This window comes from Streptomyces sp. NPDC051217 (assembly GCF_044455465.1).
In the GTDB taxonomy this organism is placed as follows: Bacteria; Actinomycetota; Actinomycetes; order Streptomycetales; family Streptomycetaceae; genus Streptomyces.
On record NZ_JBITEV010000018.1, the window covers coordinates 77,557 to 102,604 of the forward strand.

General features: G+C 71.0%; 16 protein-coding genes, 3 pseudogenes and 1 riboswitch. Of the genes and pseudogenes, 8 read left to right on the forward strand and 11 right to left on the reverse strand.

The annotated features are described in order from the left end of the window. The first annotated feature begins 37 nt into the window (after positions 1 to 37). On the forward strand, positions 38 to 778 hold the full coding sequence (locus tag ACIBBB_RS31095) for a bleomycin resistance protein (protein ID WP_398987889.1): 741 nt from the start codon (positions 38 to 40) through the stop codon (positions 776 to 778). 25 nt (positions 779 to 803) lie between these two features. On the opposite strand, the gene ACIBBB_RS31100 is transcribed toward ACIBBB_RS31095, so the two are convergent. Together ACIBBB_RS31100 and ACIBBB_RS31105 are read right to left on the reverse strand one after the other, a co-directional pair. Continuing rightward, on the reverse strand, positions 804 to 2,261 hold the full coding sequence (locus ACIBBB_RS31100) for an aldehyde dehydrogenase family protein (RefSeq protein ID WP_398987891.1): 1,458 nt from the start codon (positions 2,259 to 2,261) through the stop codon (positions 804 to 806). Positions 2,262 to 2,454: 193 nt separating this feature from the next. Beyond that, a complete protein-coding gene (locus ACIBBB_RS31105; protein WP_329383713.1) occupies positions 2,455 to 3,336 on the reverse strand; it encodes a helix-turn-helix transcriptional regulator in 882 nt (293 codons plus the stop codon). 336 nt (positions 3,337 to 3,672) lie between these two features. Between ACIBBB_RS31105 and ACIBBB_RS31110 the strand changes: the two genes are divergently transcribed. Continuing rightward, a complete protein-coding gene (locus tag ACIBBB_RS31110; RefSeq protein WP_398987894.1) occupies positions 3,673 to 4,167 on the forward strand; it encodes an ATP-binding protein in 495 nt (164 codons plus the stop codon). A 110-nt stretch (positions 4,168 to 4,277) separates the two neighbouring features. Here the strand turns inward: ACIBBB_RS31110 and ACIBBB_RS31115 are convergent, their stop codons facing one another. Next, the gene (locus ACIBBB_RS31115; protein WP_189108945.1) at positions 4,278 to 4,514 is read right to left on the reverse strand and encodes a DUF397 domain-containing protein; all 237 of its coding nucleotides are present in this window, start codon (positions 4,512 to 4,514) and stop codon (positions 4,278 to 4,280) included. 267 nt (positions 4,515 to 4,781) lie between these two features. Here ACIBBB_RS31115 and ACIBBB_RS31120 point away from each other — a divergent pair, with 267 nt between their 5' ends. Beyond that, complete coding sequence (locus ACIBBB_RS31120) at positions 4,782 to 5,273, forward strand: hypothetical protein (protein WP_398987896.1); 492 nt, start codon at positions 4,782 to 4,784, stop codon at positions 5,271 to 5,273. Positions 5,274 to 5,339: 66 nt separating this feature from the next. Here the strand turns inward: ACIBBB_RS31120 and ACIBBB_RS31125 are convergent. Then, positions 5,340 to 6,579, reverse strand: a pseudogene (locus ACIBBB_RS31125) (DUF2786 domain-containing protein). 223 nt (positions 6,580 to 6,802) lie between these two features. Between ACIBBB_RS31125 and ACIBBB_RS31130 the strand changes: the two are divergent. Beyond that, on the forward strand, positions 6,803 to 7,369 hold the full coding sequence (locus ACIBBB_RS31130) for a sugar O-acetyltransferase (protein WP_398987898.1): 567 nt from the start codon (positions 6,803 to 6,805) through the stop codon (positions 7,367 to 7,369). Between the two features lie 191 nt (positions 7,370 to 7,560). Here ACIBBB_RS31130 and ACIBBB_RS31135 read toward each other — a convergent pair whose 3' ends face one another. After that, positions 7,561 to 8,475 carry an NADP-dependent oxidoreductase gene (locus ACIBBB_RS31135; protein WP_398987900.1) on the reverse strand — a complete coding sequence of 305 codons (915 nt, stop codon included), beginning with the start codon at positions 8,473 to 8,475 and terminating at the stop codon, positions 7,561 to 7,563. A 204-nt stretch (positions 8,476 to 8,679) separates the two neighbouring features. On the opposite strand from ACIBBB_RS31135, the gene ACIBBB_RS31140 reads away from it, so the two are divergent. Next, complete coding sequence (locus tag ACIBBB_RS31140) at positions 8,680 to 10,371, forward strand: bifunctional 3'-5' exonuclease/DNA polymerase (RefSeq protein ID WP_398987902.1); 1,692 nt, start codon at positions 8,680 to 8,682, stop codon at positions 10,369 to 10,371. 226 nt (positions 10,372 to 10,597) lie between these two features. Here ACIBBB_RS31140 and ACIBBB_RS31145 read toward each other — a convergent pair whose 3' ends face one another. Further along, entirely contained in the window at positions 10,598 to 12,163 is a 1,566-nt protein-coding gene (locus ACIBBB_RS31145) for a glycoside hydrolase family 3 protein (protein WP_398987904.1), read from the reverse strand. A 256-nt stretch (positions 12,164 to 12,419) separates the two neighbouring features. Continuing rightward, positions 12,420 to 12,579: riboswitch (cobalamin riboswitch) on the forward strand. Positions 12,580 to 12,814: 235 nt separating this feature from the next. Here ACIBBB_RS31145 and metE point away from each other — a divergent pair. Further along, complete coding sequence (gene metE, locus ACIBBB_RS31150; RefSeq protein WP_398987906.1) at positions 12,815 to 15,136, forward strand: 5-methyltetrahydropteroyltriglutamate--homocysteine S-methyltransferase; 2,322 nt, start codon at positions 12,815 to 12,817, stop codon at positions 15,134 to 15,136. 51 nt (positions 15,137 to 15,187) lie between these two features. Here metE and ACIBBB_RS31155 read toward each other — a convergent pair whose 3' ends face one another. The 4 genes and pseudogenes from ACIBBB_RS31155 to ACIBBB_RS31170 all read right to left on the reverse strand — a co-directional run bounded on the left by ACIBBB_RS31155 (position 15,188) and on the right by ACIBBB_RS31170 (position 19,731). Next, positions 15,188 to 15,829, reverse strand: a complete 642-nt coding sequence (locus ACIBBB_RS31155; RefSeq protein WP_398987908.1) for a GNAT family N-acetyltransferase — start codon at positions 15,827 to 15,829, stop codon at positions 15,188 to 15,190. A 115-nt stretch (positions 15,830 to 15,944) separates the two neighbouring features. Beyond that, positions 15,945 to 18,389: an FtsX-like permease family protein gene (locus ACIBBB_RS31160; protein WP_398987910.1), complete on the reverse strand. Its 2,445-nt coding sequence runs from the start codon at positions 18,387 to 18,389 to the stop codon at positions 15,945 to 15,947. 95 nt (positions 18,390 to 18,484) lie between these two features. Then, positions 18,485 to 19,210 (reverse strand): annotated as a pseudogene (locus ACIBBB_RS31165) (ABC transporter ATP-binding protein); the annotation flags it as partial. Then, positions 19,207 to 19,731, reverse strand: coding sequence for a PadR family transcriptional regulator (locus ACIBBB_RS31170; protein WP_398987912.1), 525 nt, complete (start codon positions 19,729 to 19,731; stop codon positions 19,207 to 19,209). The gene ACIBBB_RS31170 and the pseudogene ACIBBB_RS31165, both read right to left, overlap by 4 nt. A gap of 181 nt (positions 19,732 to 19,912) precedes the next feature. On the opposite strand from ACIBBB_RS31170, the pseudogene ACIBBB_RS31175 reads away from it, so the two are divergent. After that, positions 19,913 to 22,565, forward strand: a pseudogene (locus ACIBBB_RS31175) (polysaccharide lyase family 8 super-sandwich domain-containing protein). Between the two features lie 458 nt (positions 22,566 to 23,023). Here ACIBBB_RS31175 and ACIBBB_RS31180 read toward each other — a convergent pair. Continuing rightward, positions 23,024 to 23,827 carry a BTAD domain-containing putative transcriptional regulator gene (locus ACIBBB_RS31180; protein ID WP_398987914.1) on the reverse strand — a complete coding sequence of 268 codons (804 nt, stop codon included), beginning with the start codon at positions 23,825 to 23,827 and terminating at the stop codon, positions 23,024 to 23,026. Between the two features lie 181 nt (positions 23,828 to 24,008). Here ACIBBB_RS31180 and ACIBBB_RS31185 point away from each other — a divergent pair, with 181 nt between their 5' ends. Beyond that, the gene (locus tag ACIBBB_RS31185; RefSeq protein WP_398987917.1) at positions 24,009 to 25,028 is read left to right on the forward strand and encodes a LuxR C-terminal-related transcriptional regulator; all 1,020 of its coding nucleotides are present in this window, start codon (positions 24,009 to 24,011) and stop codon (positions 25,026 to 25,028) included. The last annotated feature ends 20 nt before the right edge of the window (positions 25,029 to 25,048 follow it).

Here is a 25,048-nt window from a genome sequence, read left to right on the forward strand (position 1 = left end):
CATACCCTTCTATTCAACTTTGACTAGACTACTCGACATGACAGAGAAGACCATCCCGCTCCTCCCGTGTCAGACCATCCAACCGGTAGTCGACTTCTACACAGCACTCGGCTTCGAGATCACCTTCATACAGAAGAGCCCCTACGCGTACGTGGTCGTCGAGCGCGGCGACGTGGAACTGCAGTTCTTCGGGATGAGGAAGTACGAGCCCACCGAGTCGATCAGCGGCTGCTACGTACTGACCGACGACGTCGAGGGGATGCACAGCGCCTTCCGTGCCGGGCTCAAGGCGGCGTACGGGAGGATCCCGACCCGTGGGCTGCCCCGGATCGGTCCGGTCAAGGACATGTCGTACGGCGTGCGCCAGTTCCTCATGACCGACCCGGCCGGCAACAGCATCCGGATCGGGCAGCCGAACGACCCCGAAAGCGACGGGCACCACCAGCCCCCTCCCAAGGAGCCGTACGCGCGCGCCCTCCACCTGGCACTGGCCTTCGCCGACTCGAAGGAGGACCTGGGGGCCGCCGTGAAGGTCCTCGACCATGCCCTCAACGAGGCAGAGGCGGCTGACAGCGCGCCGCCGACCCCCGTACAGCTCTACCGGCTGCTCGTCCTGCGCGGCGACGTCGCGGAGCGTCTGAACGACATCGAGGAGGCCGACAGTTTCCTCGGCCGGGCCGCTGCCGTCGAACTGACGGAGGAGCAGCGCACGGAGGTGAGTGACGACATGAAACGGGCCGCGGAGCTGCTGGAGTCGCTACAGCGCCAGGAGCCGTAGCCCAAGCCGCGGCGGCGCCCCGGTCTCAGAACGGGAAGGCTGAGCGCCCGTACTGAACGGAGATCCACTTCTGGGTGGTGAAGGCGTCGACCATCGACTCCGCGTTCAGCCACTCCGCCCCGGAGTGCTTCTCGCCGCCGAACGGGACGATCGGCTCGTCGTGGCCCGTGCCGTCGTTGATGTGGATCATGCCGGTGTTGATCCGTCGCGCGACGCGCACGCCCCGCTCGACATCGCCGGTGTGGATGGAGCCGCTCAGCCCGCACCGCGTGTCGTTGGCGATCCTGACCGCCTCGTCCACGCTGTCGAACGGCAGCAGGATCGCGACCGGGCCGAGTATCTCCTGGGCCAGGAGGGGCGAGTCGGCTGCGATACCGGTCAGCACGGTCGGCGAGACGAGATTGCCGTCGACCCTGCCGCGCACCAGCGCGGTCGCGCCCGCCTCCACGGTCTCCTCGACCTGCGCCGCGACGGCGTCGGCCTGCTGCGAGCTGATGAGCGGGCCGATGACCGTCTCCGGGTCGGACGGGTCGCCGACGGTCAGCGTCCTGACCTTGGCGACGAACTTCTCGGTGAACTCCTTCTCGATCGTACGGTCGAGCAGGATGCGGTTCGCCGCCATGCAGACGGGGCCCTGGTACGCGTACCGGCTGAAGACCGCCGCGTGGACCGCGTGGTCGACATCGGCGTCCGCGAGCACGATCAGCGCGCTGTTCCCGCCGAGATCGAGCACGGAGCGCTTGAAGTTCTTCGCGCAGACGACGGCGACGTGCCGCCCGACCCGGTCGGAACCGGTGAAGGAGATGACCTTCGGTATCGGGTGCTCGATCAGCGCGTCGTCGATCTCGGCGATGTCGGTGATGACGACGTTCAGCAGCCCGGCCGGCAGGCCCGCGTCCTCGAACACCTTCGCCACCAGGGAACCGCCGCAGATCGGCGCGTTCTGGTGGGGCTTCAGTACGACGGCGTTGCCGAGCGCCAGCGCCGGGGCGACCGATTTGAGCGACAGCAGGAAAGGGAAGTTGAAGGGGCTGATGACACCGATCACGCCGACGGGCGCGCGCTGGACCCGGTTCTCCGTGCCGTCCACCGGGGAGGGAAGTATCCGGCCTTCGGGGCGCAGCGTGAGCTGTACGGCCTCGCGCAGGAGTTCCTTGGCGAGACGCAGCTCGAACGCGGCCTTGAGGCGCGTGCCACCGAGCTCGGCGATGATCGCCTCGGTGATCTCCTCCTCGCGGTCCTCGACGATGCGCAGGACGCTCTCGAAGACACGCCGCCTGGCGTAGGGGTTGGTCTCGGCCCAGACGACCTGTGCGCGCTCGGCGGCCCGGTACGCCTGGTCCACCTCGTCGGCCGTCGCCACCGCGATGGATGCCAGCTTCTCGCCGTTGTAGGGATTGAAATCGATGATGTCCCACGAGCCACTGCCGGGCCGCCACTCGCCGTCGATGAACTGCTGGTCGAGTTCGGCGAAGAAGGACATATGATCCCTAACCTCAGAACCGGAAAACTGATGTCACGTCATCATACTTACGCGGCATCAGAGTGAAGGCCCTTCAAGAACGCCCGATGCCGATAGGCGCCGATAACCGTATGGACCCTCGACTTCGGTCGATCGCGGCCATTCTTAGTCATTCACGGTCATTCGCGGTCGACTTCGGTCGATCGCGGATTGTTCAGGAGAGTTGCAGCAGACCTCTCAGCAGGTCACGGCTCTCGGCCGGTCCGAGGCTGTCCTCGTGCAGCCGCGTCATCACCCGTTCGTACTGGGTGACTTCCTCCTGCTTGTCGAGGTACAGCGCGCTGGTGAGCTGCTCCAGGTAGACGAGATCGGAGAGGTCGGACTCGGGGAAGCGCAACATCGTGAAGGCACCGCTCTCGCCCGCGTGCCCGCCGAAGCTGAAGGGCATCACCTGGAGCGTGACCGTCGGATGCTCGGAGATCTCGATGAGATGGGCCAACTGACCGCGCATCACCGACCGGTCGCCGTACGGGCGGCGCAGCGCGGCCTCGTCCAGCACCGCGTGGAAGCGCGGGGCGCGCTCGGAGACGAGCACCTTCTGGCGCTCCTGGCGCAGCGCGACGCGGCGGTCGATCTCTGCCTGGGGTGCGTTCGGCATGCCGCGCTTGACGACGGCGTGCGCGTACGCCTCGGTCTGCAGCAGGCCGTGCACGAACTGGACTTCGTAGATACGGATCAGCGAGGCGGCGCCTTCGAGTCCGATGTATGTCTGGAACCAGCCGGGCAGCACGTCGCCGAAGCTCTGCCACCAGCCGGCGACGTTGGCCTCACGGGCGAGACCGATCAGGGACCCGCGCTCCATCTCGTCGGCGACTCCGTAGAGCGTCAACAGGTCCTCGATGTCCCTGGACTTGAAACTCACCCGCCCCAACTCCATACGGCTGATCTTGGACTCCGACGCGCGGATCGAGTAACCGGCCGCTTCACGAGTGATGCCGCGCGACTCACGCAGCCGCCTCAGCTGCGAGCCCAGCAGTATGCGCCGCACCACGGATCCGCCCGGTTCGACTGCGGTCACGTCTCCAACCCTCCCCATACGGTCCATCTCCCACTATTTCTCCCACGACAACCCCGGAGCACCCCCGAACCCTGAGAGCCGGATTGTGCCATCAAACGCATCACCCCGTACTCATTCGATTACAGAAATGAGAAGCCTTTGAGAAGAGGGCCAAAGTGGTCGACAGAAGAAATAAACCGGAACACCACATCCTGGGCCAAGTCGGGCGCGTGCACGTGCATCTGCCCTTGCATCTGCTCTACGCATTGGGAACCATGGTCCTCGCCGCACCTGCGTGCTCGTTCGTGTTTGACGTGTTGTGACGCTGTACCACCGCAGTATCGCTACGGCCGCGAATCCCGGGGAGTGCCTCGCATGGGGACGAATGGATCGACCGTGCTCGAGCCGTTAAGGCAGGGGCTTCCGCCGATCGATCCCGCAGCCGTCTCCAGCTCGGCGTCGTGCGCGCTCCCGGCCCGCTACGAAGCGGTGCGCGGGGCACGGCAGTTCACCCGGACGACACTCTGCCAGTGGGAACTCGACGACCGTTTCGACGATGTCGCGCTGGTCGTATCCGAACTCGTCACCAACGCACTGCGGCACGCCCTCCCCTCGGACACGCCGCGCGAGGCTCAGGAACCGCCCGTACGGCTGCATCTGATGCGCTGGACGACGCGGTTGGTGTGCGCGGTGCGCGATCCCAGCTACGCGGGTCCCACCGCGCGCGAGTCGGGCGAGGACTTCGCCGCGGAGTCCGGCAGAGGGCTGTTCCTGGTGGAGTCGTTCAGCGATACGTGGGGGTGGCATCCGCTCGCCGGCTCACTGCACGGCAAGGTGGTCTGGGCGCTGTTCCGGCTGCCGACCGAATGAGGACGGGCGGCGGAGCACGAGCGGTTGACGGCGAGCGGTTGACAGCGGGCACTTGACGGCGAGCGGTTGACGACGGGTCGGCCGACTGCGAATGGCTTGAGAGCTCGGTCTCAGGCCGTCAGATGATCGAATTCCCCGTCCTTCACACCCGCCAGCATGGCCACGATCTCGGCCCGGGTGTACACGAGGGCGGGTCCTTCCGGGTGGCGTGAATTCCGGACCGCCACCGACCCGCCGGGCAGTTTGGCGAACTCCACGCAGGAGCCCTGCGAATTGCTGTGCCTGCTCTTCTGCCAGACGACTCCGTGAAGCTCGGTGGCCGCCATGCCGTTGTACGCGTGGTGCACAGGACGCTCCCCGAGTTGCATGGTGCAGGTGTCAACTAGCTCGGATCATAGCTGTGTTCACATGCCAATGCATGAGCAGATGCACGTGCACGCGGGGTGTTCCCTTGACTACAGACTCACGAGCTTTTGCCTCATTCATTGAGACGAGCGGAAAGCCCTTTCGGTGCCGCCGTTTCCCGGACTCGTCCGGAACTCGTCGGCCCAGATCTGTCTTGATGCCGTCCTGGTAGCTTGGCGCGGTCGTGAGAACTGAAGGGGGACTTGCACGTGCACAAGATCGTACGATCCAGCGTCGCGGCGGCGGGACTCGTGGTCGCGCTCACTCTCACCGGCTGTGGCGACAGCGACAGCGGTGACGGCGCCGCCAAGGCCAAGGGCTCCAGCGCGCCGGCCACGAGCGAGCCGGCCGCCAGTGCCGACGAATCCACCCCGGCCACCGGCGGCACCGCCGACGGCCTCGAAGGCACCTGGGCCGGAATGACGGAGGGCAAGGCCGTCGCGCTGTCCGTCAAGGAAGGCCAGGCGGCTCTCATCGCCGGCGAGCACATCTGCCAGGGCGACGTCCAGGACATGGGCGGCGAGCCGATGCTCTCGCTGAAGTGTGCCGACGGGAACACCGAACGCACGATGGGGTCGATCGACTCCAACGACGGGAAGAACCTGGTGCTTTCGTGGGAGGGCGGCGCGAAGGACAGCCTCGCCAAGACGGAGCCGGGCGAACTGCCCGAAGGGCTGCCGACCGATATTCCGGTGCCGTGACGGATACCGCTTTCTCCTCTTGAGGGCGTTGGGTCAGCTGAACCCGGCGCCCTCATTATGAGGAGGTCACATCCGGCCGGAGCCTGTCACCTGGGCCCGGTCCGCCGCCGCCGTGCCGTGCGCCCACCCTTCGCCGTCGGTCACACCGCGCACCCTCGTCCGCACGGTTTCGGGGAACATCCGCTCCGCGCGGTCGGCGACCGCCACCTCCCGTGCCGCCAGGACGGGCAGCAACCGCCCTCCCCCGCCGGAGGTCAGAGCGCGGCCACCGGTGCCCGTACCGGCGGTTTCGGCGCCTGCGGCGTCTGCCGTGACCTGCTCCGCGGTCGCCGCGAGCCGTTCGCCGATCCGGTGGGCGTACGCCATGAGGAACGACTGCCGGAAGGTCTTCGTCCGCCTGCGGCCCGACGCGCGCTGAGCAGCCTCCGCACGGGTCATCGCCGCCGTGCCCTGCACGAGCAGCGACGTGTGCAACAGCTCGACCACTTCCAAATCCGGCTCAAAACCGACCACGGTGGAGAAGCCGAAAGCGCTGTTCCATACCGAACGGCAGCGGTTGGCGGACGCCACGGCGTCGAGCAGGATCGCCTTCGCCGTCTCGTACGGCGCGTCCACCCCGATCCGGCAGGCGGCCGGCACGTCGCCGCGGTGCGCGCGGTCGGAGAGCAGCGCCTCGTCGATGCTGTGCCGGGCCATCAGCTCCTGCGCCTTGGCACTCAGGGCCTCGGCCTCCTCGGGGAAGTCGGTGCCCTCCGCCTTGGCGAGCAGGGCGCGGATCCGGGTGAGCATGCGCGGTTCGCCGTCGGCCACCGGGAGGTGGACGGGCGTGCCCGGGACCGGCCCCACGGCCTCGATCGCCGGGAGCCCGAGGAGCAGCCGGTACAGCTCCAGGGCGGTGGTCGCGTACGAGAAGCGGTCGGCGGACCGGGGCGCGGTCCCGGCCTTGCGCTCGGCTTCCAGGTCCAACGCGATCTCCGTGAGCTGAGCGTGCCAGCGCGGGGCGACCCGTTCGTACCGGACCGCCTCCGTGGCGATCAGCTCGGCGACGAGACGCACATGCGTCTCGTCGAGGTCGCGGCGCACGAGCCGTACGACGTCCGGCGGGCTGCCAGCCGCGCTCCCAGGCCAGGCGCAGGAACCGCTCGCCCCGTCGTCGCAGTTCGGCATCGGCCGCCGGATCGGCGGCGAGCAGCGAGGCGCCGGTGTCCAGGCCCCGGCCGCCGTCCGCCTCCGGGTCGGCGTAGAGCGCGGCGGCGAACGCGCCGTCGACCGCACCTGACTCGCCCGGCGTACCTGGACCTCGCATGGGGCCGTCTCTCCTTGTCCCTTGATCGGCAGGCCCCTCGCCGTCGTGGAGACGGGCCGCCGTCCATGGTCCCAGAAGACGACTTATCCACAGGCTGTGCATATCGAACTACTGCACTACCTGCGCGATCGCCCGTCTGTCCACAGGTAAGGGAGGTACCGGTACACGATCCGGCGCGCCGACCTACCGTGGGGGAACTCGCGACGAGAGGACACGGACGCGCATGGGCGGGAACAAGAAACTGATGCTGGCGGGCGAGTGGTATCTGCCGGACGACGAGGAGCTGGCGGCGGAGTCCCGGCGGCGGGCGGACCTGTGCTCCGCGTACAACGGGACGGACGGGCGCGGGCTGCCCGACGCGGAGGGGCGCGAGCGGATACTGGACGAGTTGCTGGGTTCGGTGGGTGAGGGCGTACGGATCCGGCCCCCGTTCAACTGCGACTTCGGCACGTACATCAGCATCGGGGCCCGTACGTTCATCAACTTCGGCGCGGTCTTCCTCGATCCCGCGCCGATCACCGTCGGCTCCGACGTCCAGATCGGCCCGAACGTCCAACTGCTCACACCGACCCACGAACTCGACACCGAGCGCCGCAGGGCGGGGTGGGAGCGGGCGTCGCCCGTGACCATCGGCGACAACGTCTGGCTCGGCGGCGGCGTGATCGTCTGTCCCGGCGTGACGATCGGCGAGAACACGGTGGTCGGCGCGGGATCCGTGGTCACGAAGGACCTGCCGGCCGGGGTCCTGGCGGTCGGCAATCCGGCGCGGGTGATTCGCGAGCTGGAGTAGGCGGGGGGGACCTCTACCGGAGACCGGCACCGTGACCGGGAGACGAACCGGGCGGCGCGCCCACGCGCGGCGCCCCACGCTCGCCCCCCCGGCTTCAAGGCTCGCGGCGGCGGGGGCGGCGGACGACGGGCGGCTGACAGATCAACGACAGCGGGACCGGAGTCCCCGCTCCCCCTGAGGGGCCCCTCAGCTCACGGCTTGATGATCAGCTTGCCGCGCGTGTGGCCCGAATCGCTCGCCGACTGCGCCTGGGCCGCGTCGGCCAGTGGGTACGTCTGCGCCACCAGGACGCGCAGCGTGCCGTCCGTCGCCATCCGGGCCTGCTCGGCGAGGCCGGCACGGCTCTCCTCCGGGGTCGAGCCGCCCGCGGAGAAGGCCACCCCGTGCTCGGCGGCCGTCGGGTCGGCGATCGTGATGATGCGGTCGGTCGTGCCGCCGCGCAGGGTGATCGAGTCCGGCAGCACGCCCTTGCCGGCCGTGTCGAAGACGGCGTCCACACCCTGGGGCGCGGCGGTGCGCACGCGCTCGACAAGGCCGTCGCCGTACGTCACCGGGGTGGCGCCGAGCAGCCGGAGGTAGTCGTGGTTCGTGGGTGAGGCGGTGCCGATGACCGTCGCGCCGCGCGCCAGGGCGAGCTGGACCGCCATGGATCCGACCGATCCGGCCGCGCCGTGTACGAGAAGAGTCTCGCCCTCCTTGACGGCGAGGTCGTCGAGCACCCGCCGGGCGGTCTCGCCGGCGACGGGGATGGCGGCCGCCACGTCCCAGCTCAGTCCGGCCGGCTTGGGTACGACGACGCCGGCCAGCGTGTACTGCGCGTACGCACCGCCCACGGACCAGCCGAGGACCTCGTCTCCCACGGAGAGTCCGATGACGCCGTCGCCGACCGCGTCCACGACTCCCGAGAACTCGCGGCCGGGGACCTCGGGAAACGTCGTCGGGACGACGTCCGCCATCCAGCCCTTACGGATCTTCACATCGGCCGGGTTGACCGCCGCCGCCCGTACGGACGCGCGGATCTGGCCGGGTCCTGGTTGCGGTTGCCCGATGTCCGTGAGCTGAAGCACCTCAGGACCGCCGAACTCGTTGAAAACGATCGCCTGCATGTCAGCCTCCGTAAGTACGAACCCATCGGCGTCGCGGGGCGCTCCTCGCCGCCTCCTGGGCAATACCGATGCGATTCGTAAAGTTTCATGCCGTATGAGTCATTTCGATGGTCTCTGCCTGGAGCCCTGTCCGCCTCTCGAATGTTCCGCCCGGGTCAGTTCCGCACCGGCCCGTTGTCAGACCCGGCTGGGAGACTCGGACGCATGATCGGACGGTGGGCACTGGCCCCGGCGGAGGGCGGCGGCGCGTGGCTCGCGCCGCTGGGCGCGGACGCGCGCCCCGCCGGTCCCGTGCTGCGCGCGCCCGATCTCGTCGAGGCGGTCCGGGCACGGCTGCCGGAGGTGACGCGGTGGGTGTGGCGGTGCAGCGCGGAGCTGGTGCCCCGGCTGCTGGCCGCCGGGGTCCGGGTGGAGCGGTGTTACGACATCGAGGCGGCGGAGCTGCTGCTGCTCGGCCACGAGGGGCGGCTCGGTGAACCCCGGTCGGCGGCGGCGGCCTGGGCGCGGCTGCGGCACGGGCCCGTACCGCCGGATCCGCCGCAGCGAGCCGCCGAACCGGGTTCGCAGTCCTCGCTCTTCGAGCCGCAGGCGGGGGCGGACGTGCCGTTCGAGGCGCTTCTGGAGGTCTACGCGGAGCAGCAGCGGAGGCACGGGGCGGCGGAGCATCCGGACCGGATGCGGCTGCTGACGGCCTCGGAGTCGGCCGGGATGCTGGTGGCCGCCGAGATGCACGGCGCGGGGCTGCCGTGGCGGGCGGATGTGCACCGCGCCCTGCTGGACGAGCTGCTGGGTGAGCGGTACGCGGGCGGAGGTGAACCCCGGCGGCTGGCCGAGCTGGCCGATCAGGTCTCGGAGGCGTTCGGGCGGCGCGTACGGCCCGATCTGCCGGCCGACGTGGTGAAGGCGTTCACGCGGGCCGGGTTCAAGGTGAGGTCGACGCGGCGGTGGGAGCTGGAGGAGATCGACCATCCGGCGGTGGCTCCGCTGATCGAGTACAAGAAGCTGTACCGCATCTGGACGGCGCACGGCTGGAGCTGGCTCCAGGACTGGGTGCGGGACGGCCGTTTCCGGCCGGAGTATCTCCCGGGCGGTACGGTCTCCGGCCGCTGGACGACCAACGGCGGCGGCGCGTTGCAGATCCCGCGGGTCATACGTGGAGCGGTCGTCGCCGACCAGGGGTGGCGGCTGGTGGTGGCGGACGCCGACCAGATGGAGCCACGGGTGCTGGCGGCGATCTCCCGCGACCGGGGGCTGATGGAGGTCGCCGGGCACGACGACGATCTGTACAAGGTGCTGTCGGACCGCGCGTTCTCCGGCGATCGCGCGCAGGCGAAGCTCGCCCTGCTGGGCGCGGTCTACGGCCAGACGTCGGGCGACGGCCTGAAGAATCTGGCGGCTCTGCGAAGACGGTTCCCCCGGGCCGTCGAGTATGTCGACGACGCGGCGCGGGCGGGCGAGGAGGGCAGACTCGTACGGACGTGGCTGGGCCGGACGAGTCCGCCGGCGGCCGGTTCGGAGGACGGCGGCGAGGCGGGGATCCCGCAGGAGTCCGACGAAGTGCCGTCCGGTGACGGCGAGTTCACGCCGGGGTACGCGTCGACGAACGCCCGCGCGCGGGGGCGCTTCACGCGGAACTTCGTGGTGCAGGGCAGCGCGGCCGACTGGGCGCTGCTGATGCTGGCGGCGCTGCGGAGCGCGACCGCCGGTATGCGGGCGGAGCTGGTCTTCTTCCAGCACGACGAGGTGATCGTGCACTGCCCGTGGGAGGAGGCGGCGGACGTGGCGGTGGCGATCCGCGAGGCCGGTGAGCTGGCGGGCCGGATCGCCTTCGGGGAGACGCCGGTGCGATTTCCTTTCACGACGGCGACGGTGGAGCGCTATTCGGACGCCAAGTAGGGCGTGCCGGCGAGTGGCGTCGTCCGCCCGCAGGGCGGGGCCCTGCGGGCGGTGCTCGCCGCGGGCGGTGCCCACGATCGCAAGGCGGAGGATCGGCGTGGTGGATGGACCGGGCGCACTCGGGCGACTGAGGACAACGCAGCGAGATGCCGTGCCCGGCGTCGTGAGCCGGACGGGACTTTCGGAACACACCCTGGGGATTTACGCTCGGCGGTGGGCATCGGAATCAGCGGCGGCCCGCCAGGAACTCCGCCGCCGCCACTCCCGAGACCCGGGTCGCGCCATGGGTGACCAGGTGCACGGCGCCGGGCGCCGCGCCGTTCGGTACGCCCATCTCCACGACCACCGCGTCGGGCCGGCTCCCCAGGAGCCGCGCCATCGCCGCCGACATCCAGCCGTGCCGCGCCGCGTCGCGCACCACGACGACCAGCGAACGCTCGGCCGCCGGATCGAGCACCTTGCGGTCCAGCAGATCAGCGGCCGCCGCCATGTCGCCCGGCTCCGTCAGGTCACCGGCCCCCATCAGATCGGCCTCCGTCAGCCGTACGGATGTGGTGCCGGGCAGCAGATCGCTCAGCGGAGCCGCCACGCCCCAGGGGGTCTGCCCGTCGACGGCCAGATTCATCGTCGGCGACAGCTCCACCACGTGCGGCGCGCCGACGAGCGGCAGCACTGAGTCCCGGCCCTGCTCGGTCGACACCCGCAGCGCGCGCCGGGCGGCGACGAGGCCGATGTCGGACGCGGCGTCGTCGGTGGCCACGGCCCGCGTACGGCTGCCCGACCAGGCGGCGAACTCGGCGACCCGCGCCGCCGCTTCGTTGATCCGCGCCTCCGGGAGCGTGCCGTCGAGCACGGCTTGGACCAGGGCGTCGGTGAGCTGGTCGAAGGTCGCCTCACCGGCGTGCTCGCCGCCGACGCACACGGCGTCCGCCCCGCCCGTGACCGCCCGTACGGTGGCCCCGTCGATGCCGTAGCGGGCGGTGACCGCGCGCATCTCGATGCCGTCCGTCACCACCAGTCCGTCGAAACCCAGCTCGCCGCGGAGCAGGTCGACGAGGATGCGGGGGCTCAGGGTGGCGGGCAGCTCGGCGTCGTACGCGGGCGCGAGCAGGTGCGCGGTCATCACCACGCGCACGCCCGCCTCCATCGCGGCGACGAACGGCGGCAGCGCGGTGGCGGCGATCTCCTCGGCGCTCGCCGTCACCCGCGGAAGCCCGTGGTGGGAGTCGACGGAGGTGTCGCCGTGGCCGGGGAAGTGCTTGGCGCAGGCGGCGACACCGGCCGACTGTAGTCCGCGGACCCAGGCGGCGGTGTGCCGGGAGACGACGTCCGTACGGGCGCCGAAGGAGCGGGCGCCGATGACCGGGTTGAGGGGGTTGGAGTTGACGTCGGCGCTGGGCGCGTAGTTGAGGGAGATACCGGCGGCGTGGAGTTCGCGCCCGATGTCGCGGGCGACGGACTCGGTCAGATCCACGTCGTCCACGGCGCCGAGCGCGAGATTGCCCGGCCGGGAGGCGCCGGTCCAGGCTTCGAGCCGGGTGACGTCGCCGGCCTCCTCGTCGATGGCGATGATGAGGTCGCGGTTCTCCGCGCGTAGCTCGGCGGTGAGGCGCGCGACCTGTTCGGGGTCGACGATGTTCCGGCCGAACAGGACGACGGAGGTGAGACCGCCCGCGATTCTGCGGCGGACCCAGTCGGGGACGGTCGTGCCCACGAACCCGGGCTGGAGCACGGTCTCCGCGAGACGCGTCAGTTGCTGGTGACGGCTGCTGGGTCGGCTGCTCGACTCCATGCGGATCCTCCGAAGGCGCGTCGCTCGGCCGGCTCAGCGAACCGCCCTTTGAACTTGGTACAGGCCAATCGGATGTTGGCTTAGACCAATAGGCGTGTCAAGGAGGTATCGGCCTGCCGCGTTGTACGAACTCGACCCGGAAGCAGGTGGATTAGCCCGTTCATGAATATTTGGTAAGGCTTCGAGGGAGCGGATGGACAACGGCTAGGCTGGGCGGTGCAGCTGGTTCGTTCCCGTCCGCAGGGCGGGAGCGTCGTAAGAGGGAACCCGGTGGGAATCCGGGACTGCCCCGCAGCGGTGAGTGGGAACGACCGCCGTCATCAGCACTGGGCCCGAGCCGGGCCTGGGAAGCGACGGTCAGTAGGTGTCCACCGGGTGTCCGCACCCGGCGGGTGTGCCCGTGAGTCCGAAGACCTGCCCGCTGCCCGTACGCGACCGATCGCGTACGGACATCCCGGTGACCTCGTGGGCGGGTCGGCGTACATATCGGTCGGGCAGCCGTGCTGGCGCGTGCACGCACATTCACAGACGTGCACACACGAACACACGCGGACGCGTAGACACGCGTACCGAGGAGCCCGTCCGATTCCGTACCCCTTCGTGTCCTCGATCCGTCCCGGGATCGCAGGACAACTCGCGAAGGAGAGTTCCGTGACAGACAAGTCCGCAGCCGCGGCAGCACGCGCCACCGTGTACGGCTACCCGCGCCAGGGCGCGCACCGCGAACTGAAGAAGGCCGTCGAGGGCTACTGGCGGGGCGCCGTCGGCGCCGGCACCCTGCGCGACACGGCGGCCGGGCTGCGCCGGGCCAACTGGGAGCAGCTCACCGCCGACGGTGTCCACGAGATCCCGACCGGCGACTTCTCGTACTACGACCATGTCCTGGACACCAGCGTGATAGTCGGCGCGATCCCCGGGCGGCACCGCGCCGCGGTCGACACCGACGCGCTGGACGGGTACTTCGCCATGGCGCGCGGTACGCAGGACGTGGCGCCGCTGGAGATGACCAAGTGGTTCGACACGAACTACCACTACCTGGTCCCCGAACTCGGCCCCGGCACCGGCTTCCGCGCCGACTCCACCAAGCAGGTCGCCGAGCTGACCGAAGCCCTCGCGCTCGGCCTCACCGCCCGGCCCGTGCTCCTCGGCCCCGTCACCTACCTCCTGCTGGCCAAGCCCGCCCCCGGCGTGCCCGACGGCTTCGAGCCGCTGACGCTGCTCGACCGGCTCCTTCCCGTGTACGCGGAGGTCCTGGCCGACCTGCGCGCGGCCGGGGCCGACTGGGTGCAGCTGGACGAGCCCGCGCTCGTGGCGGACCGCACCCCGGCCGAACTGGCCGCCGTCGCCCGCGCCTACCACGACCTGGGCGGTCCGACCGACCGGCCGAAGCTGCTCGTCGCCTCCTACTTCGACCGGCTCGGCGAAGCCCTGCCGGTGCTCGCCAAGTCGCCCGTCGAAGGGCTCGCGCTGGACTTCACCGGTCCGGCCGCCGCCAACCTCGAAAGCCTCGCGTCCGCCGGCGGACTGCCGGGCAAGCGGCTGGTCGCGGGCGTGGTCGACGGACGCAACATCTGGATCAACGACTTCGAGAAGTCCCTCGCCACGCTCGGCACGCTCCTCGGCCTCGCCGACCGCGTCGACGTCGCGCCGTCCTGCTCCCTGCTGCACGTCCCGCTCGACGCGACCGCCGAGCACGACATCGCCCCGGAGATCGCCGGCTGGCTGGCGTTCGCCCGCCAGAAGAGCACGGAGGTCGCGACCCTGACCCGCGCCCTGACCGAGGGCACCGGCGCGATCACCGCCGAACTCGCCGCCAACCGCGCCGCTCTGGCCTCCCGCGGGGGCTCGGCGCTCACCCGCGACCCGGCCGTGCGCGCCCGCGCCGCGGCCGTCACCGGCGCGGACGCCCGCCGTTCGCAGCCCTACGAGGTACGGACCGCCGCCCAGCGGGCGCACCTGGGTCTGCCGCCGCTGCCGACGACCACCATCGGCTCGTTCCCGCAGACCGCCGACCTGCGCACCGCGCGGGCCGACCTGCGCGCCGGGCGGATCGACACCGCCGGATACGAGGAGCGGATCAAGGAAGAGATCCGCGATGTCCTCGCCTTCCAGGAGAAGGCGGGGCTCGACGTCCTGGTGCACGGCGAGCCGGAACGCAACGACATGGTCCAGTACTTCGCCGAGCAGCTGACCGGTTACGCCGCCACGCGGCAGGGCTGGGTGCAGTCGTACGGCACCCGTTACGTACGCCCGCCGGTCCTCGCCGGTGACATCTCGCGGCCTGCTCCGATGACCGTGCGCTGGACGTCGTACGCGCAGTCGCACACCGCCCGTCCGGTCAAGGGCATGCTCACCGGGCCCGTCACCATGCTCGCCTGGTCCTTCGTCCGGGACGACCAGCCGCTCGGCGACACCGCGCGGCAGGTCGCCCTCGCGCTGCGCGACGAGGTCAACGACCTTGAGGCGGCGGGCACTTCGGTGATCCAGGTCGACGAACCGGCCCTGCGCGAGACGCTGCCGCTGCGTAACGACGGACGAGCCGCGTATCTGGCGTGGGCGACCGAATCGTTCCGCCTCGCCACCGGCGGCGTACGACCGGACACCCAGATCCACACCCATATGTGCTACGCGGAGTTCGGCGACATCGTCCGGGCCATCGACGATCTCGACGCCGACGTCATCAGCCTGGAGGCGGCCCGCTCCCATATGCGGGTGGCCGGCGAACTCGCCGCCGAGGGCTACCCACGCGAGGCGGGACCCGGCGTGTACGACATCCACTCGCCGCGCGTCCCGAGCACGGCCGAGGCAACGACGCTGCTGCGCAAGGGACTTGAGGCCATCCCGGCCGAACGGCTCTGGGTGAACCCGGACTGCGGTCTCAAGACGCGCGGCTGGCCGGAGGTCCGTACGTCGCTGGAGAACCTGGTCGCGGCGGCCCGCGAGATCCGGGCGGGCCTGCCGACGGCGGACTGATCCACCATCCCGCTGTGGCCGGGGGCCTACGTCCCCGGCCACACCCATCAGTTACAGACCGAAGAGCGCCAACGACGGCTCCAGGCCGTGCAGTTCGACCGGGACGGTACGGTGCGCCTCCCACCCCGCGCGGTCCAGGCGCAGCCGCTGCTGGGGGCGCGCCTCGCCCCCTACCGACACCACCGTCAGCCCGTCCGGGCGGTAGCCGAGCTTCTCCGAGACCCGCAGCGACCGCGCGTTGTCGGTCATCGCGGCCGACGTCACATACCGCGCGCCCAGCCCCTCGAACGCCAGGTGCAGCGCGGCCGCCCGCATCTCCGTTCCGATGCCGCGCCCCTGGTGCGTCAGGCCCAGCCACGAGCCGGTGAGTGCCTCGCGGGTCACCGCGAAGTCGTCCGCGCCCAGGTCCTGGCGGCCGACCACCTCCCCCTCGCGGCGGACGGCCAGGCTCAGCGTCCAGGCCCCCGGGGTCCAGGCCGCCACGGTGCCGAGCACATGCTGGAAGGTCGCCCGGCCCCGTTCCTCGGGGCTCGCGTCGGTCCACGCCACGGAGAAGGGCATCGTGTCCTCGTCGTGCACCCCGGCGGCGGCGACCGCCGCCAGGTCGGACAGCTCGTCCAGATCCGGGAGCCGGAGTTCGAGGCGGGGCGTGGTGATCCGCAGGCCGTACAGGGGCCAGACATGAGGTTCCATGACGGGAGCCTGCCGAACCGGCCGGCGGCGCGTCGACCGAATTACCCGCCGGATCACCTGCCGGGGTGATGCGGCCGACGCCGCCGTCCGACCCGGCCCGCCCCACCCCGCCGCCCTACTCCGTCCGCAGCCCCTCCGGCCGCATCATCCGCCACAGCGGTGGCAGGCTCGCCAGCGTCACCAGCAGGATCACCGACGCGCCGACCACCGCGTACGGGACGAAGACCCACCAGTCACCGATCGACTTCCCGATGATGCCCAGCATGAATTCGCCGAGGACGAGCCCGCCGGCGATCGCGAGGCCCGTGCCCAGCACCACCGGCACCGCCGTCTGCCACAGCACCGACCACGCCAGCGTCGCGCGCCGCGTACCGAAGGCCACCAGGACGGACAACAGCCGCCTGCGCTCGCGCAGTTGCTCGATCTGCGAGACCAGCATGCTCGCGGCGATCAGCATCATCGTGAGAGTGCCGCCCACCTGGAGGCCGCTCTGCACGCTCGCGTACTGCTTGTCCCGCTCAAGGTTCTGAAGCGCGCGGACCCGCAGCGTGGGGTCGATGTCCGCCGCCGTTCCGCGTACGTACTCGGCCGCGTCCGGCACCTCCCGGTCGACCTTGACGGAGGCCGTGGCCGTGGCCCCGGGCAGTCCGCGCGGGCCGAGAGCGCCCGGCGTGACGAGGATGCCGTCGTGCACGTCGCCCATCGGATCGGGGAAGGCGGTCACCGTCCGGGCCGACCTGGGCAGCGTCCACAGCACGGGCTTGCCCCTGCCCTCCCCGTAGTCCCCGGTCAGGTCGATCTCCTTGCCGGGAGTGGCGGCCTCGTCCGTACGGGCGTTCTGCTCCTCCACCCCGGCCACCCCGACCCGCTTGGCCGCCCTGGAGTCGAGGTGCGCCACGAACGTGTCCCCGTCCTGGCAGGAGGGCAGCTCGGCGATGTCCTTCAGCGTCGCGCAGGATCCCACCGTGAGGCTCGTCGTCGGCTGCCAGCCCTGGTCCGTGGGGGCGCCGGTGGCGACCACATAGGTCTCGACGGTGCCGATGACCTTGGAGACCCCCTTGGTGTCGCGGAAGTCCTGGATCATCCGCTCCGCGAGCGCGGAGTCGCCGTACTCGCCGGAGACGTAGAAGTCCGCCCGGTCCGTGTCCTGCCCCGTGAGCTGGAGGAAATCCTTCTGCATGACGCCGAACATCATCTGGAGAGCGATGGCACCGGCCACCGCGACAGTGATGCCGCTCACCGCCCGCGCCGCCGTACCGCTGCTCAACTGAAGCCTTCGGGTGGCCAGTTGCCAGGGCACCGGTCCGCCGCGCAGCCGCGAGACGACCGCTTCGACGAGCCAGGGCAGCAGCCCGGCGAGTCCGATCAGTACACACGCGGCACCGACGGCGATGGGAAACGGGCCGACCGATGTCGTCGCCGCGTCGACACGCCCGGTCGTCGCGAGGATGGCGATACCGATGACGGGCAGCAGCAGCCGCCACCAGAGCCTGCGGCGGCGCAGACCGGTGTCGCGTACGACGCCGAGCGGTTCGATGGCCACCGAACTCAGCGCGACCTGGGTGACCAGGACCGCCGCCAACGGCACGGCGAGCACGATGAGCAGGGCCAGCCGGGGCTCCGGGACCACGTCGGACGGGAAGGCGCTGAACCCCCAGAGCCTTATGTGGCCCACCAGTTGACGGGAGATCAGGAAGAGCGCGGCACCGGCGGCCAGCCCGGCCACCGTCCCGAACAGGGCCTCCCCCGCCGCGATCCGCCGTACCGTCCTGACGTCGGCGCCCACCAGCCGCAGCGCCGCCAGTCTGCGGTCCCTGCGCTCGCCGCCGAAGCGGACGGCGGTGGCGATGAAGATGCCCACCGGCACCAGCAGCACGACGCACATCAGGATGACGAGCACCACGAGCAGCGGATTGAACGGTGCGGCGGACGCCTCGTGGCCGTAGCCGGACGACCGGACACCGGCGGCGTCGACGCTCAGCGTCGAACTGCCCGCGTAGTAGCGCAGATCGCCGGGGTCGACGAGACCCGATTCCCCGATCGTGCCGACGATCCGGTCGTCCAGCCGCTGCGCCAGCAGCGTGCCTTCGGACGACGCGAGCAGATCGCGCAGCGCGGGTGAGACGACCATCTCGCCGGGGCCCGGGATCTTCGCGACACCCGGCGGCGGCGGGGCGTCGGCGCCCTCCGGGCGCAGCAGCCGGCCGCTCACCGGGTCGCCGCGGTATTCGGTGCCCGCGTCGGCCCAGATGAAGGTGTCGGTGCTGCCCCCGCCGACGGCCTGCGAGGTGGCGGACGGGATGTCGAGCGCCTGACTCCTGGCCTCGCGGGCGTCGAGGATCCCCGGTACGGCGGCGGCGGCGAAGAGCAGCGCGACGCCGAGGCCGACGCCCAGCGCGGTCAGCGCCGTACGGGCCCAGCCCTCGCGCCCGCCGGAGACCGCGAAGCGCATGCCGAGGGCGAGGTCCCGCGCCCAGGCGCGGAGACCGGTGGGGGCGACGGCGGTCGCGGGGGACGGGAGCGGGGGGAGCGGTGGCGCCTGCCGGTCGAGGAGCGTCATGCCGCGTGCCCCACGCCGCCGCCCGCTTGGCCGCCGCCGCTTCGGCCGCTGGGACCGGGACCGGCGCCGCTGGGACCGGCGCCGCTGATGTAGGCGTCCATGTCCCGCGTCCTGCCGTCCCGTACGACGACCTCGCGGTCGGAGTACGCGGCCACCCGCACCTCGTGCGTCACCAGGACGACGGCCGTCCCCGCCGACCGCGCCGCGTCGGTCAGCAGCTCCATCACGCGCTCACCGTTGAGCGAGTCGAGCGCGCCGGTCGGCTCGTCGGCGAAGAGCAGGCGGGGTGAGGTGACGAGCGAGCGGGCGACGGCGATGCGCTGCCCCTGACCGCCGGAGACCTCACCGGGACGCTGGGCCCGTACATCGGTGACCTCCAGGCGCTCCATCCACTCCAGCGCGATCCGCTCGGCCTCCTTACGGCGGGTGCCGCTGAGGCGCAGCGGCAGCGCCACGTTCTCCAGACAGGTCAGCTCCGGCACGAGCTGGCCGAACTGGAAGACGAAGCCGAAGTCCGTGCGGCGCAGCGCGCTGCGCGCCCTGTCGGACAGTTCGGTGAGATCGCGGCCCTGGTAGCTGATGGTCCCGGAGTCGGCGGCCACGATGCCGGCGAGGCAGTGCAGCAGCGTCGACTTGCCGGATCCCGAGGGGCCCATGACGGCGACGATCTCGCCGGCGTGGATCGAGAACGAGGCGCCGTCGAGGGCGGGGGTGGCGCCGTACGACTTGCGCAGGTCGTACGCGACGAGCAGCGAGCCTTCGGGGGCCGCGGGAGTGGTGGAGGGCGCCGTGGGGGCGGTGGTGGGGGGCGTGGCACTCATCGGCGTACTTCCTCCGCGAGCTTGTCCAGGCGGGCGGCGGTCAGTTCCAGCCAGCGCAGGTCGGCCTCAAGATGGAACAGCGCGTGGTCGCAGATCAGCTGGTCGGAGAGATCGCCGTGCCGCTTGCGCTCGGTCAGGACGCGCATCAGCCGCAGATGCTCGGCGCGCTGCGTGTCGAGCAGATCGGCGGCGCCGCGCCCGGTGAGCAGCGAGATGACGACCTTCGTATAGAGGGTCGACTGGAGATACGGCTCCGGCTTCTCCGGCTGCGCGAGCCAGCGCTCGACATCGGTGATGCCGGCTTCGGTGATCGCGTACCGCTTGCGCTCGGGTCCTCCGCCGGCCTCTATGCCGTCGACCTCGACAAGCCCGTTCTTCAGCAGCCGGGACATGGTCGAGTAGACCTGCCCGTAGTGCAGCGGGCGGTCGTGGCCGAAGGAGTCGTCGAAGGCGCGTTTGAGGTTGTAGCCGTGCTGAGGGCCGGATTCGAGGAGCCCGAGGAGGGTGTGACCGATTGACATGGCGGACACTCTACACACGGCGTATACATGACGTGTATAGCGATGTTGTAACGAACTTCCGCCCCCACCGTCCACGCGGGGCCTCCCCGTCACGGGCACCGATTCGTTGACAGGCGCAACCACGGTTGTTTGGATGCGGCAAGCGCTTTCGGGCCGAGTTTGCCGAGTTTGGAGCACCGCCTTGCAGCTCTCGCGCCGCACCCTGCTGACGATGTTGCCCGCGTCCGCCCTGCTCGCCATGGCCGCGCCACTGCGTGCTCAGGCCGACGTCCGGCCGCCGGGCTCAAGCGGCGCCGATGGGGCCGGCCCGCCCGCCGGCCACGCCGCGATCCTCGCCAACGCCCTCGCGATCTTCGCCGGTACCGCCGACTCCAACGCCCGCCCCGAGGTCGCCGCCAAACTCGCCGCCATCACCTCGACGGCCCGCACCCGCCTCACCGCGATGGACGGCGCGGGTCCCGGGGAACTCTTCAAGGGCCTCCCCCTCGGCACGAGCGACGCGAACCTCAACACCTCGTACCAGTACCTGTACGAGATCGCCCTCGCCACCCGCGCCCCCGGCCCCGCCGCCTCGGACCTCCGCGACGACGTGAGCGTCCAGCGGCGCGTCGTCGACGGCCTGACGCGGCTTCACGACACGTACTACGGCGACCAGTCGAAGGGCTACTACGGCAACTGGTTCAACTGGGAGATCGGCATCTCCGCGAGCGTCAGCAAGACCCTCGTCCTGCTGAAGGACGAACTCGCCGCGTACCGGCCCGATCTGGCCGCCACCTACCTCGCCTCGATGGACGCCTATCTGCGCAACGGCAAGGACGGCGACGTCGACCTCGACTCCCGCTTCCACACCGGCGCCAACCTCGCCGACATCACCACCAACCGAATCCTCCAGGGCGCCGTCACCGGCGACGACGCGCGCGTCACCAAGGCCGTCGCCGACCAGCTGACCGTGTACGCCACGGTCGACCCGTACCAGCCGCAGCACGGCGTCACCGACGGCTTCTACGCCGACGGCTCCTTCATCCAGCACGACTCGGTCGCGTACACCGGCTCGTACGGCAAGGTCCTGCTCACCCGCGCCGTGCAGACCGTCAAGATCCTCGAAGGCACCGACTACATCGACACCGCCGACCTGGTGGCGGTCGTGCAGGGCTGGGTGGCCGACGGGTTCGCGCCGCTCGTCTTCGAGGGCTGGATGATGGAGGTCGTCAAGGGCCGCGGGGTGTCGCGGACGGCGACGGGGTACACGGACGTCGCGGTCGTCGTGGAGGCCGTGGTCGACCTCTCGGGACACGCGACCGGCACCGACGCCGACGCGCTCAAGGGGTACGTGAAGTTCGTACGGCAGACGTCGAAGGCCGCGCTCGACCCGGCCGTCTTCGTCTCACCGGTCAGCGTCGCGCGCTACGCCGACATCCTCGCCGACACGTCCGTGCCGGCGCGGGACCTCGGGGACGCCGAGAGCCACACCGCGTTCAACGCGATGGACAAGACCGTGCACCGGCGGCCCGGTTACGCGTTCGCCCTGGCCCGCAGCTCCGGCCGGATCAGCAAGTACGAGTACATGAGCGGCGAGAATCTGATGCCGTGGTTCCAGGGCGACGGCGCGCACTGTCTGTACCTCGCCGGCCAGGACCAGACGCTCGCCTTCGGCGTCGACTACTACACGACGGTGTCGCCGTACCGACTGGCCGGTGTCACCGCGCCGGTGGAGACCCGCAGGACGATCCCCGAGCTGTACGGCACGGCCTGGTACGACAACCCGGAGCGCGGCTTCACCTCGTCCTCCGAGTCGCAGAACACCTACGTCTACTTCCCGCGCGGCACCAACACCCTGTCCGGCGGCGCCCGTCTCGGTACGTACGGCGCGGTCGGGCTCGTGCTCGGCGACGACGTCGCGTACGCCGCGAAGCAGGCCGGCGAGCTGCCCGACGACTTCGTCGCCTACCGGAACGCCGCCGCCACCAAGTCGTGGTTCATGTTCGACGAGGAGATCGTCGTCCTGGCGGCCGGGGTCGGTGACCCGGCGGGACGCGCGGTGACGACGACGCTCGACAGCAGGATCGCCGCCGCGTCGGACGCCGTCACGGTGACGGGGCGGCTCCGGGACGGAGCGGCGTGGTCGGGCAGTGGTACGGCGCCGGGCCCGGTGTCCTGGCTGCGGTACGCGGACGGCGGGCAGGGGGGTGTCGGTCGGGTACCTCTTTCTGGACGGCGAGCGGGGCCGGGGCCGGGACGGGGGACGCGACAGTGGCCTCGACAGCGTTCCGACAGTCGCGCTGGACACCGTCACCAGGAGCCGTCGCCTCGTGCGTACGTCCAACCCCGACACCCTGGTCACCAAGCGGGTGTTCTCGCTCTCCGTCGACCAACCGGCGGGCGCCCCGCGCCTGTCGACGGCCCACGCGCTCGTACCGAACGCCACGGAAGGGCAGTTGAAGGCGTACGCCGACGGGCACGGGCGAGAGGACGGGCACGGTCGCGGACCGCTGTCCGTCGTCGCCAACACCACGCGCGTCCAGGCCGTCGAGCACCGCGGCCTGTCCCTCCTCGCCGCGAACACCTTCACGCCGGGCACCCACCGCGCGGGCCATCTGTCGATCGAGGGCGCCGCGTCGGTGCTCCTGCGGACATCACGCGACGGCACGGTCTCGATCGCGGTCTCCGACCCGACGATGGAACGGAGCACGGTCTCGGTCACCCTGCGCGGCCGTTGGCTGCGGGCGGTAGCGTCCGACGACGGCGTCCGCGTCCGCAAGGTGCTCGGCGGCACCCGTCTCGACGTCGACACCCGTCAGGCGCACGGCGGCAGCCTGACGGCACGGCTGCGCTAGAAGCCCCGTCCCGGCCCCGGCCCCGGTCGATCGTCCGCCGACCGGCCGGAGACCGACCGCCGACCGGCCGGAGACCGGGCCGGGACCGACGGCTGATGCAGGGTGTGACGTGTCCGGTCCGTGCGGCGGCGCCTCCCGCGGGATCGGGGGCGGCCCGGCAGGCCCGGAGCCGTAGGTGTGGAGAGTCCCCTACTCGGGGGAGTTCACGCCGTCCGCCGTGGGAGCTGTCCGGCCCCGGCGGCCGGCGTGCGCGGGGCTCCGCGCCGTACGGCCGGAGGGTGGGCCTGGAACGTCAGGGAGAGGGGGCAGGATGCGAGCCGAGTCCGAGTCCGCGCCGACGTCCCCGAAACCCGCCCCCGGTCAACGACGCCGGACCGCCCGGCCCGGACCGCCCGGCCCGGACCGCCCGGCCCGGACCGCCCGGCCCGGATCAGCCGGCCCGGATCAGCCGGCCCGGATCAGCCGACGAGACGCAGCCGCGCCGACGCCGTCTCCGTGGTGCTCGCGCACTCGACAGCCACGGGCCCGCTCTCCCCGAGCAGTTCCTGGTGCGCCCGCCGCAGCGCGTCCCCCGGCTCGACGCCCAGCTCACGGACGAGATGCCGACGGGTGTCCGCGTACACGGCCAGGGCCGCGGCCCGCAGACCACAGCGGTGCAGCGCGACCATCAGCAACGCCGCGACGCCTTCGTCCAGGGGATGTTCGGCGGCCAGTTCCGACAGCTCGGGTGCCACCTCGCTGTGCCGCTCCAGCCCCAACTTGACCTCGATCCCGGCCAGTTGGACCAGCATCCGCTCGCGGCCCAGCGTCTCGCGGCACCGCGCCGCCCAGGAGTTGTCGACATCGGCCAGCGCCGTGCCCGTCCAGCCGCTCAGCGCCGTACCGAACGCGTCGTTCGCCTCGCACAGATAGCCGCGGCGTACGGCGTCCCGGGCCAGCGCGACCTGTGACCGGAAGCGGTGGACGTCGACCTCGGCCGGATCCACGTCGAGCAGATAGCCGCCGCGCAGCCGCACCAGCCGGTGGGTGTGGCCCGCCACCTCCAGGCCCCGGCGCAGCCGCTTCGCGGCCGTGTAGATCGAGTCGCGCGGATTGTCCGGGAGTTCGCTCCCCCAGATGCGTTCCATCAGTACGGCGTCGGTGACCACGGTGCGCGGCTGCCAGGCCAGCGAGGCGAGAAGGGCGCGGGCACGGGCGGACGGCAGCGGAAGTGTGCGGCCGCGGTCGGCCAGTTCGATCAAGCCCAGAAGCCGAACGTTCATTGTCTCCCTCTCGCCCGAGCGCGCCCTTTCGCCTGTCGCCGCTCCGAGGGCATGTCAGCTGGTTCTGCCCCGTCGAGACGCAGGCGGCCGGTGAGAAGTTAGGCTGTCTGGTTCCGCGGCCCCGATCAAGAAATACGGCTGCTCAGACGTCGGAAGTTCCGGGATTTGAAGGCGTAAGGCAATGACGGCCGAGACGAATCCGAAGGCGACAAAAAGGGACGAGAAACAGAAAACGAATCCGGTCGAAGTCGACTCGATTCTGCCGCCCGACGCACGGGCACTCTACGCGCGCCTCATCGCGGGCGAGACCGTGTCGGAGGACGTACCGGGCGTGGAGTCCCTCCTCGCGCTCGGCGCCGTCATGGCCGAACCGATCGGCGGCTACGTCCCCGTGAGCCTGGACCGGCTGGAGCGCCGGCTGCGCGCGTCCGTGCGGGATGAGCTGGAGCGGACCGCCCGGCGCCTGGACGAGATCCCGGCGCTGCTCGACGAACTGCGGTCGCACCAGCCGTCGGTGGCGGAGGAGCTGCGGGCCGGATCCCGGTACATCGCGGGGGTCGAAGCGGCCAACCGCCACATCGGTGAGGCCGCCGACGAGGCCCACGAACTGCTCGCGGCCCAGCCCGGACTCCGTACGCGGCGCATCCTCACGCAGGCGTTCAACCGCGACCTCGCCGCGCTGACCAGGGGCGTCTCGCTGCGCACGCTGTATCACGTGAGCGCGCGCACCAATCCCAACGTACGGGAGCGGGTGGCCGTCATGGCGCCGAAGGGCGCGCTGTTCCGCACCCTGGCGAGGCCGTTCCTGCGCGTGCTCGTCTTCGACCGGAAGGTCGCCTTCTTCTCCGACCATCTGGAGGGGCGCCCGGACTCCGCGGGCGCGTGGACGGTCCGGGACCCGGCGGTGTGCGCGTATCTGGCCGAGTCCTTCGAGCAGGAGTGGACTCTGGCGCAGGAGTGGCGCGCCCCGGAGCGGTCCCGGGAGGGCACCGCGGGCCGGACCGTCAGTACGCAACTCCAGCGCACGATCCTGCGCGCGCTCGTCTCGGGGCAGGACCAGCAGCAGATCGCGACGGCGCTCGGCTACAGCTCGCGCACCATCAACGTCCATCTGACCAATCTGCGAACCGAGTTGGGCTACGAGACGGTGTACCAGCTCGTCCACTGGTGGGCGACGTCGCCCGAACGCGACCTGGACTGACCACTACCCGGGCCGACGGA